This window comes from Permianibacter aggregans, assembly GCF_009756665.1.
Taxonomy (GTDB): domain Bacteria; phylum Pseudomonadota; class Gammaproteobacteria; order Enterobacterales; family Permianibacteraceae; genus Permianibacter; species Permianibacter aggregans.
The window spans coordinates 684,801-700,744 of record NZ_CP037953.1 but is presented as its reverse complement, the minus strand read 5'-3'; the positions used below and the strand labels follow the sequence as shown (position 1 = coordinate 700,744).

At 53.7% G+C, this 15,944-nt stretch carries 13 protein-coding genes; 6 read left to right on the top strand and 7 right to left on the bottom strand.

Features of this window, described 5'->3' with window-relative positions; all coding sequences use genetic code 11:
- Positions 1-41: 41 nt before the first annotated feature.
- From E2H98_RS03225 to E2H98_RS03215, 3 genes are all read right to left on the bottom strand, one after another.
- A complete protein-coding gene (locus E2H98_RS03225) occupies positions 42-1,214 on the bottom strand; it encodes a patatin-like phospholipase family protein (RefSeq protein WP_133587748.1) in 1,173 nt (390 codons plus the stop codon).
- Between the two features lie 74 nt (positions 1,215-1,288).
- Entirely contained in the window at positions 1,289-1,951 is a 663-nt protein-coding gene (locus E2H98_RS03220) for a lytic transglycosylase domain-containing protein (RefSeq protein WP_232475458.1), read from the bottom strand.
- A gap of 21 nt (positions 1,952-1,972) precedes the next feature.
- Positions 1,973-3,694 (bottom strand): proline--tRNA ligase, encoded by a 1,722-nt coding sequence (locus tag E2H98_RS03215; protein WP_133587747.1) that lies wholly within the window; start codon positions 3,692-3,694, stop codon positions 1,973-1,975.
- A gap of 550 nt (positions 3,695-4,244) precedes the next feature.
- Here E2H98_RS03215 and E2H98_RS03210 point away from each other — a divergent pair.
- The gene (locus E2H98_RS03210; protein ID WP_133587745.1) at positions 4,245-4,526 is read left to right on the top strand and encodes an FmdB family zinc ribbon protein; all 282 of its coding nucleotides are present in this window, start codon (positions 4,245-4,247) and stop codon (positions 4,524-4,526) included.
- Positions 4,527-4,784: 258 nt separating this feature from the next.
- Here the strand turns inward: E2H98_RS03210 and E2H98_RS03205 are convergent.
- A protein-coding gene (locus E2H98_RS03205) for an IS3 family transposase (RefSeq protein WP_133587742.1) occupies positions 4,785-5,941 on the bottom strand; the annotation gives its coding sequence in 2 pieces (ribosomal slippage) (positions 4,785-5,686 and positions 5,686-5,941; 1,158 coding nt in all).
- A 266-nt stretch (positions 5,942-6,207) separates the two neighbouring features.
- On the opposite strand from E2H98_RS03205, the gene E2H98_RS03200 reads away from it, so the two are divergent.
- Together E2H98_RS03200 and E2H98_RS03195 are read left to right on the top strand one after the other, a co-directional pair.
- Positions 6,208-6,468 (top strand): helix-turn-helix transcriptional regulator, encoded by a 261-nt coding sequence (locus E2H98_RS03200; RefSeq protein ID WP_133587736.1) that lies wholly within the window; start codon positions 6,208-6,210, stop codon positions 6,466-6,468.
- Positions 6,458-7,771 carry a type II toxin-antitoxin system HipA family toxin gene (locus tag E2H98_RS03195; RefSeq protein ID WP_133587734.1) on the top strand — a complete coding sequence of 438 codons (1,314 nt, stop codon included), beginning with the start codon at positions 6,458-6,460 and terminating at the stop codon, positions 7,769-7,771. Before E2H98_RS03200 ends, E2H98_RS03195 begins: the two co-directional genes overlap by 11 nt.
- A 508-nt stretch (positions 7,772-8,279) precedes the next feature.
- On the opposite strand, the gene E2H98_RS03190 is transcribed toward E2H98_RS03195, so the two are convergent.
- Together E2H98_RS03190 and E2H98_RS03185 are read right to left on the bottom strand one after the other, a co-directional pair.
- On the bottom strand, positions 8,280-9,458 hold the full coding sequence (locus E2H98_RS03190; protein WP_133587732.1) for a lipid-transfer protein: 1,179 nt from the start codon (positions 9,456-9,458) through the stop codon (positions 8,280-8,282).
- 318 nt (positions 9,459-9,776) lie between these two features.
- The gene (locus tag E2H98_RS03185; protein WP_157591222.1) at positions 9,777-10,262 is read right to left on the bottom strand and encodes a DUF4124 domain-containing protein; all 486 of its coding nucleotides are present in this window, start codon (positions 10,260-10,262) and stop codon (positions 9,777-9,779) included.
- 264 nt (positions 10,263-10,526) lie between these two features.
- Here E2H98_RS03185 and E2H98_RS03180 point away from each other — a divergent pair, with 264 nt between their 5' ends.
- The gene (locus E2H98_RS03180; RefSeq protein ID WP_133587727.1) at positions 10,527-11,147 is read left to right on the top strand and encodes a hypothetical protein; all 621 of its coding nucleotides are present in this window, start codon (positions 10,527-10,529) and stop codon (positions 11,145-11,147) included.
- A gap of 197 nt (positions 11,148-11,344) precedes the next feature.
- On the opposite strand, the gene E2H98_RS03175 is transcribed toward E2H98_RS03180, so the two are convergent.
- Entirely contained in the window at positions 11,345-13,168 is a 1,824-nt protein-coding gene (locus E2H98_RS03175) for a S8 family serine peptidase (protein ID WP_157591221.1), read from the bottom strand.
- 600 nt (positions 13,169-13,768) lie between these two features.
- Here E2H98_RS03175 and E2H98_RS03170 point away from each other — a divergent pair.
- Both E2H98_RS03170 and E2H98_RS03165 read left to right on the top strand, forming a co-directional pair.
- Entirely contained in the window at positions 13,769-14,695 is a 927-nt protein-coding gene (locus E2H98_RS03170) for a mechanosensitive ion channel family protein (protein ID WP_133587722.1), read from the top strand.
- 209 nt (positions 14,696-14,904) lie between these two features.
- A complete protein-coding gene (locus E2H98_RS03165) occupies positions 14,905-15,780 on the top strand; it encodes a DUF4382 domain-containing protein (RefSeq protein ID WP_133587720.1) in 876 nt (291 codons plus the stop codon).
- Positions 15,781-15,944 lie beyond the last annotated feature (164 nt).

Below are 15,944 nucleotides of genomic sequence, written 5' to 3'. Positions count from 1 at the left end.
CAGGGCAATGGCTAAAGTGTAGTAGCTTCGTACCAAAATGTTTATGGCGTCGTGGTTTCTAAATGTGAGTCGTGCAGGCCAAAAAATCGCCGGATTTCGGCTTTTTGGTGCATCGCGTCTTGGTAACCCAGGTCAATCAACTCACGGGTATACGGCCCTTCAAACAACAGGTACGAAAGTATTGTCGAACCGGTTTTGCTGGTAATGCCGATGCGGCGGAAGAAAAAGCGCGCCACTCTCGGCAACGCCCGGCCATGCTTGCCGGATAGGTCAGACAAATCCTTGCTCGGCGCGATGACCAGTGTGTCGACTGGTTTTAGCGTAATGCCGCGCTCGCGCCGTTCCTCATCGGTGAATTTCGACAAGGTGTTATTGATGCGCTTTAGCCTCTCCATATCGCTGTCCAGCGAGTCGAGGAACACGCTATCCATAACATGGCCGGCGATTTCAGCAATGGTCGGGTAACCGCGGTCGGCGACGCGGGATTTGTCCGCGTTGCGCACCGGGTCGACACCGACAATAAATACCTTGTCGGCGCCCAAATGCAGGGCAGGGCTGATCGGTGCCATGAAGCGCACTGAACCGTCACCAAAATATTCGCGATTGATTTTTACCGCCGGGAACACCATCGGTATCGCACTGCTGGCAATCAAATGCTGCAACTGAATGCGGGTGCGGGCACCGGCGCGGCGATAGCGATGCCAGCTTTCCACCTCCGAATGGGCCTCAAAAAAGCTGATCGATTCACCGGAGGAATAACCAGAGCAGGTTACGGAAATGGCGTACAAATCGCCCTTGTTGATGGCTTTGGCAATTTCATTGAAAGGCACAACAACTTTCAGCAGGTCGCGCAATGGTGCGTTGTCGAGCAGCGAAGGCGTCGGCACGTCGGGTTGGCGTTTGCGAAACAGATTGGCCAGCCAGCGCATCGAGTTGGCGGTCATGCCGAGAAAATCGGAGCGATAAATCTGGCCGCTGGTGAAACCGCCCCAGACCTGCTCCAGGCGTTTGACACCGATTTTGAAGCGTGAAGCCGAACAGGCCAGCACGGTGGCGTTGATGGCGCCGGCTGAGGTGCCGCAAATAATCGGAAACGGCGAGGTTTTGTATTCTGGCAATAACTCAGCGACCGCTTTCAGCACGCCGACCTGATAAGCCGCGCGCGCGCCGCCGCCGGATAACACCAGCGCGATTCGCTGTGACGCTTCGGACATGTGCACTACCTGTACGTTGTTATAAGTACAAGTGTAGTGCCATTTTGGTTTGCACCAGATCGGAGCTTTACGTATTACGGTTGGCTGGCAACCTGCGTGGCCACCAATGTCGGTCTCGGCAACTCTTTCAAGAACCAGTGCTTGTAGAAGGCATCGAACACCAGGCTTGGATACCAGCCTTTGCCATACGAGCCGTTGTAGCGGGCAAGGGCTGGTCCCAACGCTTGTTTTTCCCGCGCCATATAGGTTTTCAGAATGGCGCAGCCGTAACGCAGGTTGGTTTCAATTTCGAACAGGTTATCGGTTTCATCGCCGATTTCCTTGCGCCAGAACGGCATCACTTGCATCAGGCCGCGGGCACCGGCTTTGGAAATGGCAAAGCGATCAAAACGGCTTTCAATATCGATAACGGCCAGCACCAGTTGTGGGTTCAAACCAAACTCAGTCGCGGTCTTGTGCACCAGCCGCAGCACTTCCAGCCGTTCTTCAGCGGGAATTTTCGGCGCTCGCCGTTCCAGCCGTGCGTGCATGTCGACCATCCACACTTCGGCGTCGAAACGGTCAACGAAGTAATGTTTTTTCTCCAGCGTCGCTTTCAGCAGCGCCCGCACTTCTTCGTCCGGGCGCTCCTGTTGCGAGGAGGCTTTCGCCGCGTAAACCGGCAGCAGCAGCAACGACGCCAATAGCAAATGCCGAAACATTTGCTTATATCGAACGCTCGAGACCAACTGCTGCATGGGGTTCACTCTTTACAACGTTTAATGACGCAAACATTCGTGGATGGTTTTCAGTACCGCTTCCAAACCGACGTTGTGCGCTTGTTCATCGCGGCGGCCTTTGATTTCCACCTGGTTCTCTTTCAAGCCGCGCTCGCCAATCACGATGCGCAGCGGAATACCGAGCAAATCGGCATCGGCGAACATCACGCCAGCCCGTTCCGGACGGTCATCAAGAATCACTTCGATGCCGGCATTCTGCAGATCCGCGTACATTTTTTCCGCCGCCGCTTTCACGGTTTCGGAACGGTGCATGTTCATCGGCACAATCACCACCTGCCACGGCGCGATGCTGGCTGGCCAGACAATGCCGTTGGCATCGTGGTTTTGTTCAATGGCGGCCGCGACAATGCGCGACACGCCAATGCCATAGCAGCCCATTGGCATCACCACCGCCTTGCCGTGCTCATCCAGCACCGTTGCGTTCATCGCCTCGGAATACTTGGTGCCCAGCGCGAAAATATGGCCCACCTCGATACCGCGCTTGATGGTCAGCGTGCCTTCGCCATCCGGCGCCCGGTCGCCTTCGACCACGTTGCGGAAATCACCGGTTTCGGTAATCGCCGCATCGCGCTGCCAGTTGGCGCCTTGATAATGGTAGTCGGTTTCATTGGCACCGCAGATAAAGTCAGCAATTGCTGATGCGTAAGTGTCGACCAGCACCGGGATCTTCAGGCCAATCGGGCCAATCGAGCCGGCTTCGCAGCCAAGCTTTTCCTGAATCAGCGCATCCGGCGCCAGCTCGCACTCAGCGCCCAGCAGTGGATGCTTGGCCGCTTTGATCAGGTTCAGCTCATGGTCGCCACGCAGCACCACGGCCACCAGCTGGCGGCCACCGTCTTCTTTGGCGGTGCCAAGCAGAATCAGGGTTTTTACCGTTTGCGTGATGTCAGCATTGAAAAACTTGGTGACCTCCGCCATCGACTTCACTTTCGGCGTATGCACTTTTTTCAGTTCTTGGCTGGCGGCCGGGCGGGCGCCGGCTGGTGCGGCCGTGGCAAGCTCGACGTTGGCCGCATACTCGGAGGCATTCGAGAAGGCAATGGCGTCTTCACCGGATTCGGCCAGCACATGGAACTCATGCGAAGCGCTACCACCAATGGCGCCGGTGTCGGCGTGCACGGCGCGGAACTCCAGGCCAATGCGGCGGAAAATATTGGAATAAGTCTGGTACATCACCTGATAGGTATGGGCCAGTGAGGCATCATCGAGGTGGAAGGAATAGGCATCCTTCATCAGGAACTCACGCGCCCGCATCACACCAAAACGCGGCCGCACTTCATCACGGAATTTGGTTTGAATTTGGTAGAGGTTCAATGGCAGCTGCTTGTAGCTGCGTACTTCCGAACGGACCAGATCGGTAATCACTTCTTCATGCGTCGGGCCAAGGCAGAAATCGCCGTTCTTGCGGTCTTTGATGCGCAGAAGCTCCGGACCAAACTTGCCCCAGCGGCCCGATTCCACCCACAGCTCCGAAGGCTGCACCACCGGCATCAACACTTCGATAGCGCCAGATTTATTCATCTCCTCGCGCACGATGTTCTCCACCTTGCGCAGCACCCGCAAGCCAGTCGGCAGCCAGTTATAAAGGCCCGAGGCCAGTTTGCGGATAAGGCCGGCACGCAACATCAACTGATGGCTGACAAGCTCGGCATCGGCGGGCGTTTCCCGCAATGTGCAAAGCGGGTATTGAGACAAGCGCATGAAGACTTCCTGTTATCGGTGTTGAATCTGTCATTCCTGGCCTTTCAAGCATAGAAGATGCTCGGCGCCGGGCTTTCACAAAAGGGCAGGCATTCTAACAAGGCCGCCCGATGACGTCTAAATTAGCAAACGAGTGCACCCTCGCCCCGCGTGCGGGGACAAACTGGCAGGACAGCCAGTTTGTTTGGTCCTTCCTTGGACCAAACCCGCTTGATGCGGGGCTGAGCCTCAAAATTGTTCCTGACAATTTTGTGCACGGCGAAGTCGCCCGAAGGGTGAGTGCCATGGCCGAAAGCGTTCCCAACGCTTTACGGCATTTCCCAAATCCCTGTGGGGCAGAAGGCACGAGTGAATGGGGTGGGGTGAGGGGTTCTATAAGCTCGCAAGCCGTTACTTGAAGTCACTTCGTCGTCATTCCCGCGTAGGCGGGAATCCAGTTCCATCAGAAATTCCATCTGAACACTTTTCAACCAGCCAAACCCTCTTTAAAATCCGCGCCCCGACCCGATATCGGGGTCTGCATCCAGGCTGATTTTTGGAGTGAACGCCCATGCCTATCTATGAATATCGCTGCGACGATTGTGGCCACGCGCTGGAAAAGCTGCAAAAAATGTCTGACCCGGAACTCACCGATTGCCCAGCCTGCGAAAAACCAAGCCTGAAAAAACTCATCTCCGCTGCCGGCTTCCAGCTAAAAGGCTCCGGCTGGTACGTCACCGACTTCAAAGGTGGCTCCAAGAAAACCGAATCCAAATCCGAATCGAGCAGCAGCGACACCGGCGGCTGCGGCGCCCCAGCCTGCGCCACCGCCTGCGCGGGAAGTGCCGAGTAATCCTCAAGTTCCCTCCCCTGCCAAGGGGAGGGCTAGGGAGGGGTAGAATCTTTCACACGCTCCAACGCCCAAGCGTCGCCCCAACCCCCAACTTCCATTTTTCACCCCACCCCTTTTCTTGTATCATGCGCGTCCGCTGAAACCGGGGCTTTCTACTGGCCTCCGAATTCAGCGCCTCGGGGCGTAGCGCAGCCTGGTAGCGCACTTGCATGGGGTGCAAGTGGTCGGTGATCTTGCCCCGCTTTTCCGGACAACTGGCTAAGCGACTTTTTTAGCCTCAAACGCCACAGGGCTCAAATAGCCGAGTTTCGAATGACGGCGCTGGCGATTGTAATACCCTTCAATATATTCGAACACATGTTCCTTGGCGCCGGCTCGCGTGGCAAATCGTTCACCATGAATGGCTTCGACTTTGAAACTATGATTCCAGCTTTCCATCGCAGCATTGTCGTAGCAATCGCCTTTCTTGCTCATGCTGCAAATCAAGTTGTTTTCGCGCAATAGTTGTCGATGATCATGACTGCAATATTGACTGCCACGATCAGAATGAACGATCACGCCAGATGGATGTTTGCGACGAAATAGCGCCATCCGCAATGCATCGCACACTAATTTCGACGTCATACGCTCCGACATTGCCCAGCCAATCACCATGCGTGAATAGAGATCGAGAACAACAGCCAAATACAACCAGCCTTCGTCCGTCCAGATATAGGTGATGTCCGCCACATACTTCTGATCTGGCGCGTCAGCTTCGAAATTTTGCTCCAGTAAATTTTCAGCAACAGCAAGGTTGTGATTGCTGTTGGTGGTCGCTTTGAACTTCTTCGCCGCCTTTGCCCGCAAACCGTTTTGGCGCATGATTTTGGCGACGCGCTTGCGGCTCACTCGTTTGCCATCGTCGCGCAATGCTTCGGTAACGCGTGGAGCTCCTGCACGGCCTTTCTCCGCCTCAAACGCCTTCTTGATGGCGTCAGTCAGCGCCTCATTTTCCTGTTGCCGTGTGGATGGCTTACGACGTTTGTGCTCGTAATAGTTTCCGCGCGAAACCTCAAGCAGCCGGCACATCATGCTGATACCAAATTCCGATTCGTGTTGCCGGATCATCGCGTACTTCACTTCGGTTGTTTCGCGAAGTACGCTGCCGCCTTTTTTAAGAAGGCTACTTCCTCTTCCAGGCGAGCATTGTCGCGCTTGAGCCGCGCCATTTCCGCCTGTTGAAGCTTCTGTTCCTCAAATGATTGCCCGGTTTGCTTGCGTTTAGTACGCCAACCGTAGAGCGCTTGCTCCGAGATCCCCAGATCTTGCGCCGCCTTGGGAACACCATGTTTCTTGGCCAGTTCCAGCGCTTGCTCTTTGAACTGGGGGGTATAGGTTTTACGGGATGCTGCTTTTTTAACCATTTTCGAATTCATGAATCACCTCAGGGTTCAGAGATTACTCTCTTAGCCGGGTGTCCGGGAATTGGGGGCAAGATCACTACCAAAATAGGTTACTCCGATTGAAGCGTCTGTTTCAGTTGGCGTTTGATTTCACTTGCTTTTCTTTTTTTAAATTTCCCGATCGGGAAAATGCGCGCCATAGGTGGTTTTTTGCTTTGATAATTTCCCGATCGGGAAATTTATATTGCGAATCTGTCTATTTTAGCCAATAATTTCCCGAACGGGAAATAGAGGCCGCTATGACCATTATTCGAACCGCTGAGCAGCTTGGTAGCGCGCTTCGCGCTGCCCGCAAGCATTTATCACTGACCCAACCCCAACTGGCCTTGGCTGCCGGGGTAGGCGTGCGTTTTATCGTTGACCTGGAGGCTGGCAAGCCGACGTTGCGGCTGGAAAACGTGCTGCGCGTTATTGATGCGCTGGGTGGCGAAGTTCAGTTGACTGGTTTGCCTTCCGGCGCTGACGGTAACCATGATGAGGCGGATCAGCATGGCGCATGAACTGGCGGTATGGCTTTTTGAAGAATGTGTCGGCACCTTGGCGATGAGTGATGGCCGGCTAAATTTTGCTTACCTGCCGGAGTGGCTTTCACGTGCCAATGCGATTGCCTTGTCGGCGTCGTTACCTTTGCGAGCGGAACCGTTTGATGATGCAAAAGTGCGCCCTTTTTTCGCCGGCTTGTTGCCAGAAGGGCAGTTGCGTCGTTTGATTGCGCAACAGTTTCAGGTGTCTGACCAAAATGATTTTGCATTGCTGGATCGTCTTGGTGGTGATTGCGCGGGGGCCGTGGCGCTGCTGCCGCCCGGACACGCGTTGCCGGATTCAGCCCACGATGCTCAGGTTGAATGGCTTGATGATAAGCAGGTAATTGCCATTCTTGATGAATTACCGCGTCGGCCGATGCTGGCCGGCAGAGACGGTTTGCGACTGTCGTTAGCCGGTGCGCAAGATAAATTGCCGGTGGTGTTTGATGGTGAACGAATTGGCTTGCCTCGCGATGGCACACCGAGCTCTCATATTTTGAAACCTGCCATTGATGCCATTGATGCCATTGATGCCATTGATGCCATTGATGCCATTGAAGATAGTGTGATCAATGAAGGTTTCTGTATGGCGCTGGCTGACGCGATGCAACTTGCGGTGGCCAAAGCGACGATTCACACGATATCAAATCGTTCGTTTTTATTGGTTGCGCGTTACGACCGTGTAGTGGATGGGCAAGGGCACAGAATGCGCGTTCACCAGGAAGATTTCTGCCAGGCGCTGGGTGTCGTGCCGGAAATGAAGTATCAAAACGAAGGTGGCCCGGACTTGGCTCAGTGCTTTGAGCTGGTGCGGCGTGTTACTCGCCCCAATGCGCCGCAGGTTCTGCGATTGCTGGACCAGGTGATGTTTAATGCCTTGATTGGTAACCATGATGCGCATGGCAAGAATTTTTCACTGCTGTATTCCGCTGAACGCGCAAATCACGCCGCGGTGCTCTCTCCGGCTTATGATTTATTGTCAACAGCGGTGTACCCGGAACTAACGCCGAAGATGGCCATGAAAATTGGTAGCAAGTATAAATTCAGCGAAGTGCAAGCGCGACATTGGGAGCAGTTGGCCGAATCGGCTGGGTTATCGAAACCGCAAACCAAGAAGCGGCTGTTGGAGTTTGCTAGCGCATTACCACAAACCGCTCGCGAGGTTCAGGCGGGTAATGCAAGACTCTTCGTAGGTAATGCGTTGGTCGGGCGCATTATTGAGCTGATTGAGCAGCGGTGCGAGCAAACTATTCGACGGTTTTCTCTTGCTGCGGAATGAGCGAGTGAGACGTAACCTTGTGACGAGCAGGTTTGGCCCACGAGGGCCAAGCAAACTGACTGGCCTACTCGTTTGTCCTTGTAAGCAGGGCGAACGAGTAACGGGAAATAGCTTTCCTCAAGGATAAAAAATGCACAAGTTTTCTGAGTGGAAAGACCAGAAATTAATTCGAAGGAAGTGCTAAACACGGCGAAAATAGTTAATCCGTCGTTCCCGCGGAGGCGGGAACCTAGAAGCCATCTCAAAAATGCCTGGAGCTCGGCGATCTGCGCGAATGCGGTGCTCGGAAAAATCCGCCAGGAGCGGATTTTCGCGTAGCCCGAAGGGTGAGCCACATGGATGTGGCGAACAATCCTCATTTACTACTTGTAAACTCCGGTTCCTGCGCTCCTATTCACGCACCTCGCCATCGCCCAGACTATTTTTGAGATGGCTTCCAGTGATTTCTGATACTTCTGGATACCCGCATGCGCGGGTATGACATACAGATAACTCAGTCAGTAGTACCCTAATTCGAACCATATAAGGTCACGACACACGCACCGCCCAAACCCAGGTTGTGTTGCAAGGCCAACTTCGCGTTGGGTACTTGCCGTTGTTCGGCGCTGCCGCGGAGTTGGTGAGTGATTTCATAGCATTGCGCTAATCCGGTGGCGCCAAGTGGGTGGCCTTTTGACAATAAGCCACCGGAAGGATTGGTGACGAATTTGCCGCCGTAGGTGTTGTCGCCGTCGTTGACGAATTTTTCGGCGCCGCCGATTGGACATAAGTCGAGCGCTTCGTAAGTAAGCAATTCGTTTTGCGCGAAGCAGTCGTGCAACTCGCATAAGTCTATGTCGTCGGGGCCGATGCCGGCCGCTTCATACACTTGTTGCGCGGCTTTTTGGCTCATGTCGAAGCCAACCAATTTGATCATCGATTTTTCGCCGAAGGTGCTTGGCAGGTCGGTGACCATGGCTTGCGCCAGAATTTTTACTTTTGAGTTGATGCCATGTTTGCGGGCGAATTTTTCGGAAACTAAAATCGCTGCCGCAGCGCCACAGGTTGGTGGGCAGGCCATCATTCGGGTCATGACGCCGGGCCATAATACTGGGTCTTCCATTACTTGTTCTGTGGTGACTTCTTTGCGCATTAACGCGAGCGGATTGTGTACGGCATGGCGGCTGGCTTTGGCGCGAATTTTCGCGAAGGTTTCGAGTTTGGTGCCGTAGCGCTGCATGTGTTCGCGACCAGCGCCGCCGAAATAACGCAGTGCCAGCGGCAAATCCACATCAACCAATTCTTTGCAGAGATTGTCGAATTCGCGGAACGGCGAAGGGCGGTCGGTAAATTGCTCGCCAATGGCGCCGGCTTTCATTTGTTCGAAACCGAGCACCAATACGCAATCGGCGATGCCGTGTTCGATGGCTTGCCTTGCCATGTACAGCGCAGTGGAACCGGTGGAGCAATTGTTGTTGACGTTGATGATCGGAATGCCGGTCATGCCGACTTGATAAAGTGCCAGTTGCCCGGCGGTGGAGTCGCCATAGACATAACCGACATAAGCTTGTTGAATATCGTTGTAGCGGAGGCCGGCGTCTTTTAGCGCGGCTTTGGCGGCGTTGACGGCCATCACATCATAAGGCTCAGCGATGCTCGGTTTGACGAACGGCACCATGCCTACGCCTGCAATCAATACATCAGTCATTTTGTGTCCTAGTGCGATTTGAATTGAGCAATACCAGGCAGCATCGCAAAAACGCTGGCTGTCGGCAAATCGGCGGCGTAACGCGCTGCGGTGACTTGATTCCGTGTCTTTCTAGAAGCCATCTCAAAAATAGTCTGGGCGAAGGTGAGGTGTGAGAATAGGAGCGGAGGAACCGCAGTTTACAAATAGTAAATGAGGATTGTTCACCACATCCATGTGGTTCACCCTCCGGGCTCCACGAAAATCCGCTCCCAGCGGATTTTTCCGAGCACCACATTCGCGCAGATCGCCGAGCTCCAGACATTACTGAGATGGCTTCTAGTCTTTCCGCTGATATTTATCCGGAATCTCCACCGTAGTTCGGCGAGGTTGGGGCGGTGGCGTGTTTTCTCTTGGTGGTCGCGGCGGTTCACCTCGCGGTGGCCGGCGTAATGGCGGATGGAAATCATCGTGACCGTGATGGTGGCGGCGCGGACGGAATACCGAGTGTAAGTAAGGCGATGGGTAATAGACCGGTTCAGCATAGGGTTGTGGCGCTGGCGAAACGACCACTCGTACCGGCGCTGGTGTTACTTCAACTGGTTTTGGTTTTTCCGGCAGGGGAGGTAGGTCCGGCACCCAGACCGACAGTCCGGCATTACCGTTGTCTTCAATCGTGATGATTTCGGCGTCTTCACAAGGTTGGTCGGAGAATACCGGTACGCCATCTTCTCCGGGGCAACGGTAGACGGTAGTGTCGGCGGCGAGCACAGGAATACTGAACAATCCGATGAGCAAAGCCGCTTTGGATCTTGTTGTTCGCATCTGTTGCCTCCGGAGCAGACAGTCCACAGTCTGCCTGATTGGACAGGCAAATTGTGCGGTTTGTTTCAATGGTCGGCAATAGGAGGGGTTGGCGACGCTTGATGTTCGCCCTGGGTGTCCGAGCGACAACTCGCTGGTCATGACCGCGCGTTGTCCCGCCTACCGATTTCCATGTGAGTAAAACTTTTTTCAGCAGATGGGCGTCAAGCCGTCTCAGAACACGCCATTCCATTTGCAGTGCCTCACGCGCTAAAGGAGCTCAGAATGTACCTGTCATTTACTCGCCAAGCCCTTGTCCTGACTCTGCTGTCACTGCTTGGGTCAGCCGCCTACATGGAAACGACTCGAGCAGAAACACTACGAGGCTTCCATCACCTGACTAGTGATGATGGCGAAACATCCGAACTCAGTTATGCATTGATACGAGAACAGGGCAGGGATTTATTTGTCGGCCATACCCGAGAGCTGAAAGCCGCCAAGGCACATGGCAAAGGCACTTACCTGTGGGCGAAACAAGACGGAAAAACTTATCTAATCGATGACCCGGAAATCATCAAAAGCGTTGAAGCGGTCTGGCAGCCACTGTCTGTACCAGAAGCGCAAATGGAAAAGCTCGAAAAGCAAATGGAGGAATTCACCAGCGTAATGGAGATTCACCAGGCGGAGTTCGAAGCTATCACAGAAGTTGAGGGCATCCCCGATCCGGAAATGATGCGTGAGTTCGAAGCCGAGATGGCCAAGTTCGAGGAGCACATCGAACCGATCAGTGAACAAATGGACGCGGTTGGAGATGAGCTTGGAAAGCTTGGTGAACAGGCGAGTAATCAAACTCGCGAGTTAATCGCGAAGGCCATAGCGGAAGGTAAGGCAAAGAAAACCCCCTGAGCAATTATTGAAATGACGCGAAGTTCAGACATGTCGCCTATCTGATTCAATGATTCAGAGGTGCGTGCTTCGTTACTCACGTTTACGACGAAGCAAGCGCGCAGCGTTACTAGTGCAACCAATAAATTCTCTTGAAGCATGAAGAAAGTGACGGCGGAGTGTCTCCGCCGTCACTTTTTATGGCTCTAACTACTGAATCAATACAAATTTACCTTCAGGCCCAAACGGAAGCCGGCAGCGGTATCGCGGTTGGCATAGCGCTTGATGCGGATCTTGTAGTTACCGGTGGCGGTTGGCGTGAAGTTGACCACTTCGAACGGGTTGTCGAACGAAGCAGAGCCTCCAACATAGGCGCCGGTCGGGCTGTAGATCGACAGGTCCAGATCCTGGCCGATTGGGTGGGCGTCAGCGCGGTGATCGTAGGTGTAGCTACCGCGGTTCATCCAGGCAATGGCCACCCGCACTTTTTTCGAGGTGCTGGTGATGTTGACGATGCGGTCAATGTAACCATCGGTAACGCCATCGCCGGCATCAAATGTCGTGAAGGAGGCATTGCTGCCGGTGTAGTAGTAGGTCCAACCATCGTAATAAGTGCTGAGGAAATCAACACCACCATGACCGACTTTGTCGAAGCCGCCGGTAATGGCATCGGTGGCGCCGGCGATCATGCTGGCATAGACGACTTGCGGACGGCTGATATAAACGTTCCAACCGGACATCATGTCAGCCGCAAACGCTGCGGCATGTGGTGCTGCCATGCTGGTGCCGGTCATCGTGAAACCGCCAGCGGCGATGCTGGTGCCAGGAGCCGTGAATTCCGGTTTGGCGCTGCCGAGTTGGGTATTGACGAATGACGACGAACTGTTGATCGCCATTGACGAATCATTGTAGTTACCAACGGCCATCACGTTCAAGCCTTTGGCTGGTGAAATGATGTTGCCGGTACCGGTGCCGTTGTTACCGGCCGCGTTGAAAATCGCGATGTTGCTGTTGTAAGCCAGGTTGTCCCAATCGCGATCCAGCGTGGAATAATTGACCGTATCGTTACCGCCGTTGGAACGGTTGATCACGCGAATCGCCGGGTTGCCACCAACACCATCGAGATCACTGGCCTGTGGCAGCACAGCGCCGCCGCGGCAGTAAATGAATGAGGAAGGCGACACGGCGCGCATGATGCCGAATACGTTTTGCGAGTGATCGGTTTGTGAACCAGCCAAACGATCATAGTTGGTGCGGCCGGCTTCATCAGCGCAACCACTTTCGGTCATGTAGATGCCGATGCCATTGCCGCGCAGATTGCTGTAAGGCAGCGCGTAGCTGGTGATATTGGTTTTCTGCATCGCGCCGGTGATTTGGTCGGCGACCGGGAACGCGAGTTCAATACCGGCGATATCTTTATCTTCCGAAGCAATCAGTTTTTGCAGTTGCGCCACAGAGACATTGATGGTCAACGTTGCTGCACCTTGCTCAATGGCGTGTTGCACGGCCGGCAAACGAATCAGATCATGACGGGTGGCGAAATCGCGAGCCACTGCGGCTTGCTTTTGCATACGCTCGGCACGCTCACTGACTTCGGCTTCGGTGAGCAAGCGATTGGCCGCTTGCACTTCTTCGCCGTAGACCGGCTTGCCGTTATGGCTTTGTTCCACCAGGCGGCCGCGATAGAAATGAAACGCGCCGAATTCAGATGCTGTGCGCTCAGCCAACTCAACGGTCTTCAAGGCGATGTTGACGCTCAGCGATTCATAATCGCCAGCGGATGCCAAACGTTTGGCCAGGGCCGGATCAACCAGCGTCGATTGCGCGGCAGGCACCTCTTTGACCAGTTTGCCGTTGGCGCGGGCAACGGTACGTACTTCACCGGTGCTATCCATCAGTTTTTCAAACTGATAGGTCACACCATTGATTTCCTTGCTTTTACTGGCCAGCACTTTGCCGTCGGCGATGGCCGGTGCCATAACCAGGCTGCCAATGGCCAATGAAACCGAGAACGAAACCAGATTGCGAGAAAGCATTTTCATAAAGATAGAGTCCTTGCGAAGAAATAATGCACCGTTCATGAACCCATTCATGAACCTCCTTGTGCCCCTCACAGACAAACATCGCGCGGCACGAAGCGAATGATGCAACGTCACCGATGAAAATTTGCCTACGAGAACATGAAGCGCATATGACGGCCGAAATGGCATTGCGCAAAATGACAGCATCCTTTTTTACCGAATCATTCGGTAGACCCCAACGGGAAGCCATCTCGAAAACAGGCTGGTGATTCGGTACACGCGCGTGGCGATTGAACGTTACTCAAAAGTGTTCATGGCACGTTCAAGTCAATCGTTACTGGTGTCCAGTTCATCACCCGTTTTTGAGATGGCTTCCTTACATCCGTCCAGTTGGGTGGGGCCTGCGCATCTTAGCGATACGGTTGGCCACGCCAATTCGGGATTCACGCAAAGCCTTGTGCGCCAGCGCTGACGACATCGCCGATATTGGCAGCGATGTTGTAAGCCATTTCGCACAAACATGCCGTGGTTACTGGAGCCTCATCGGCCATCGACTATGTTTATAGGATGTGGGTTCTACTTGAGGATCACTGCGGAGACACGGTATGAAGAGCGAGCAGCATGATTAATGTCGATGTCGGACAAACGTTAGGGCGTTGGCTGGACAATCCGCTGACCAGTAGGCTGACCATCGTGCTGATTGGCCTTACGGTCATTGTTATTGTTGCGGGTTTATTGCGTCGCACGGCTACCCGTTATATCCGTGACAGCGGCACACGCTACCAAACCCGTAAGGTCATCAGCTTTGTTGGTTATCTGATCACCGTTGTTTTTATTGCGCTGGTATTCAGTGACAAACTTGGTGGCTTGACCGTCGCACTGGGTGTGGCCGGCGCTGGTGTTGCGTTTGCGTTGCAGGAAGTGATTGCCAGTGTCGCTGGTTGGATAGCGGTTTCCTTCGGCGGTTTCTATCGGGTGGGCGATCGAATACAGCTTGGCGGCATCAAGGGCGATGTCATTGATATTGCCGTGTTGCGCACGACCATCATGCAGATTGGCGAATGGGTCGATGCCGATCAATATAACGGTCGTATCGTACGTGTTGCCAACAGCTTTGTGTTCAAGGAGCCGGTCTACAACTATTCTGGTGAATTTCCGTTCCTCTGGGACGAAATCACTGTGCCGCTCGACAGCAACAGCGATTTTCATTTGGCGCGTTCGCTGATTGAACAGGTCGCCGAAGAAGTGGTCGGCGACTATGCGCGATTGGCCGATACGGCCTGGCAACCGATCACCCGGCGTTACCTGATCGAAAAAGCCAGCGTGCAACCGATGGTGGCCATGACGTTCAATATTGACGCGATTCATTTCACCTTACGCTACGTCGTTGATTATAAAGTGCGGCGTTCGACCAAAGACCGGCTGTATACCCGGATACTGGAAGAAATTCGCGCCACCGATGGCACGGTAGACGTGGCGGCCGCGACGCTGAAAATCGACGAAGTGCCGGAATTGCGAATGTCAGTTCAGAGTAAATCAGTTGGCTGAATGGCTGGCTAATAGAGTGTAGGAATTTACAAAAGCGTAGTTATCACAAGTTACGATAAAAGCCCTGAATTTGAGCACCCTAATGTATTTAGGTGTTCCCTTTTATGCAAGAAACGCTGTCTGTGTCGACGTTCACGTTTTGTTAATTCAAGGGCGTCAATAATCAGGACTCCTTTACGTTGGGGGTACACATCGGAAAGGAGGTATTTATGCTGAATCATCAGAAACTTGTTGTTATGGCGAGTTTGGGTATGCTGGCTGGTTGTGGTTCCGATAGTGACGACCCCGCACGCTTCTCGTTAGCAATCACTGACGCACCGATCGATGAGGCAACTCAAGTCGTCATTGAGTTTACCGCCATTGAGTTGAAGCCTCGCAATGGCAGCAGTGTCGTGATTAACTTAGCGTCGCCGCAGTCCATTGATTTGTTGACCTTGCAAAACGGTGAAACCACGACGCTAATCGATCAGCACACCATTGCCGCCGGTGAGTACGACTGGGTTCGTCTGGCCGTCAATGCTGAGTTCGATAATGTCTATGATTCCTACATCGTGTTTGACAATCTCCAACATGAGTTGTTTGTTCCAAGCGGTGCGCAAACGGGCTTGAAGTTGAATCAGGGCTTCACCGTTGCCGAAGGCCAGACGGCGCGCTTTGTCATTGATTTTGATTTGCGCAAGTCGATTGTCGAGCCAGTAGGGCAGCCCGGCTATTTTCTGAAACCAACTCTGCGCCTGATCGATCTGCAACAGGTGGGCGCGCTGAGTGGTGAGATTGCCGAAGCGCGCATTATCAACTTGTGTCAAGGCGAGAAGTTGGGTGCGGTTTATGTTTACAGTGGTGTCGATGTCACGCCAGATGATGTCGACGGCAGAGATCCGGAACCACTGACCAGTGTGCTGGTTTATCGCGATGATGATCGATACCGCTATCACGTCGGTTTTCTCGCTCCCGGCAATTACACCGCTGCCTATACCTGTGATGCCGTAAATGATTTGCCGGAATCGGATCAGCCATTGGTGTTCACGACTGCGGCGAACGTTTCCATCACGGCCAATGCCACGACAACGCTGAATTTCGATTGACGCCGTTGCATGGTCGAGCAGCGTATCAGTATGTACAGTGATAAATGAGTAAGGCACTTCTTTGCTGGCAATTTCTGGCTGTCGCACTGTGCTGAAGCAACAATGCCGAACAGTAAAGCAGTGGGGTGATGGATACTTGCAATCAGTTACAAGCCATTCTGGCC

Coding starts and splice junctions, on each gene's coding strand:
- E2H98_RS03225 (WP_133587748.1), bottom strand. CDS start 1,214: ATGTCCGAAGCGTCACAGCGAATCGCGCTGGTGTTATCCGGCGGCGGC.
- E2H98_RS03220 (WP_232475458.1), bottom strand. CDS start 1,951: ATGCAGCAGTTGGTCTCGAGCGTTCGATATAAGCAAATGTTTCGGCAT.
- E2H98_RS03215 (WP_133587747.1), bottom strand. CDS start 3,694: ATGCGCTTGTCTCAATACCCGCTTTGCACATTGCGGGAAACGCCCGCC.
- E2H98_RS03210 (WP_133587745.1), top strand. CDS start 4,245: ATGCCTATCTATGAATATCGCTGCGACGATTGTGGCCACGCGCTGGAA.
- E2H98_RS03200 (WP_133587736.1), top strand. CDS start 6,208: ATGACCATTATTCGAACCGCTGAGCAGCTTGGTAGCGCGCTTCGCGCT.
- E2H98_RS03195 (WP_133587734.1), top strand. CDS start 6,458: ATGGCGCATGAACTGGCGGTATGGCTTTTTGAAGAATGTGTCGGCACC.
- E2H98_RS03190 (WP_133587732.1), bottom strand. CDS start 9,458: ATGACTGATGTATTGATTGCAGGCGTAGGCATGGTGCCGTTCGTCAAA.
- E2H98_RS03185 (WP_157591222.1), bottom strand. CDS start 10,262: ATGCGAACAACAAGATCCAAAGCGGCTTTGCTCATCGGATTGTTCAGT.
- E2H98_RS03180 (WP_133587727.1), top strand. CDS start 10,527: ATGTACCTGTCATTTACTCGCCAAGCCCTTGTCCTGACTCTGCTGTCA.
- E2H98_RS03175 (WP_157591221.1), bottom strand. CDS start 13,168: ATGAAAATGCTTTCTCGCAATCTGGTTTCGTTCTCGGTTTCATTGGCC.
- E2H98_RS03170 (WP_133587722.1), top strand. CDS start 13,769: ATGATTAATGTCGATGTCGGACAAACGTTAGGGCGTTGGCTGGACAAT.
- E2H98_RS03165 (WP_133587720.1), top strand. CDS start 14,905: ATGCTGAATCATCAGAAACTTGTTGTTATGGCGAGTTTGGGTATGCTG.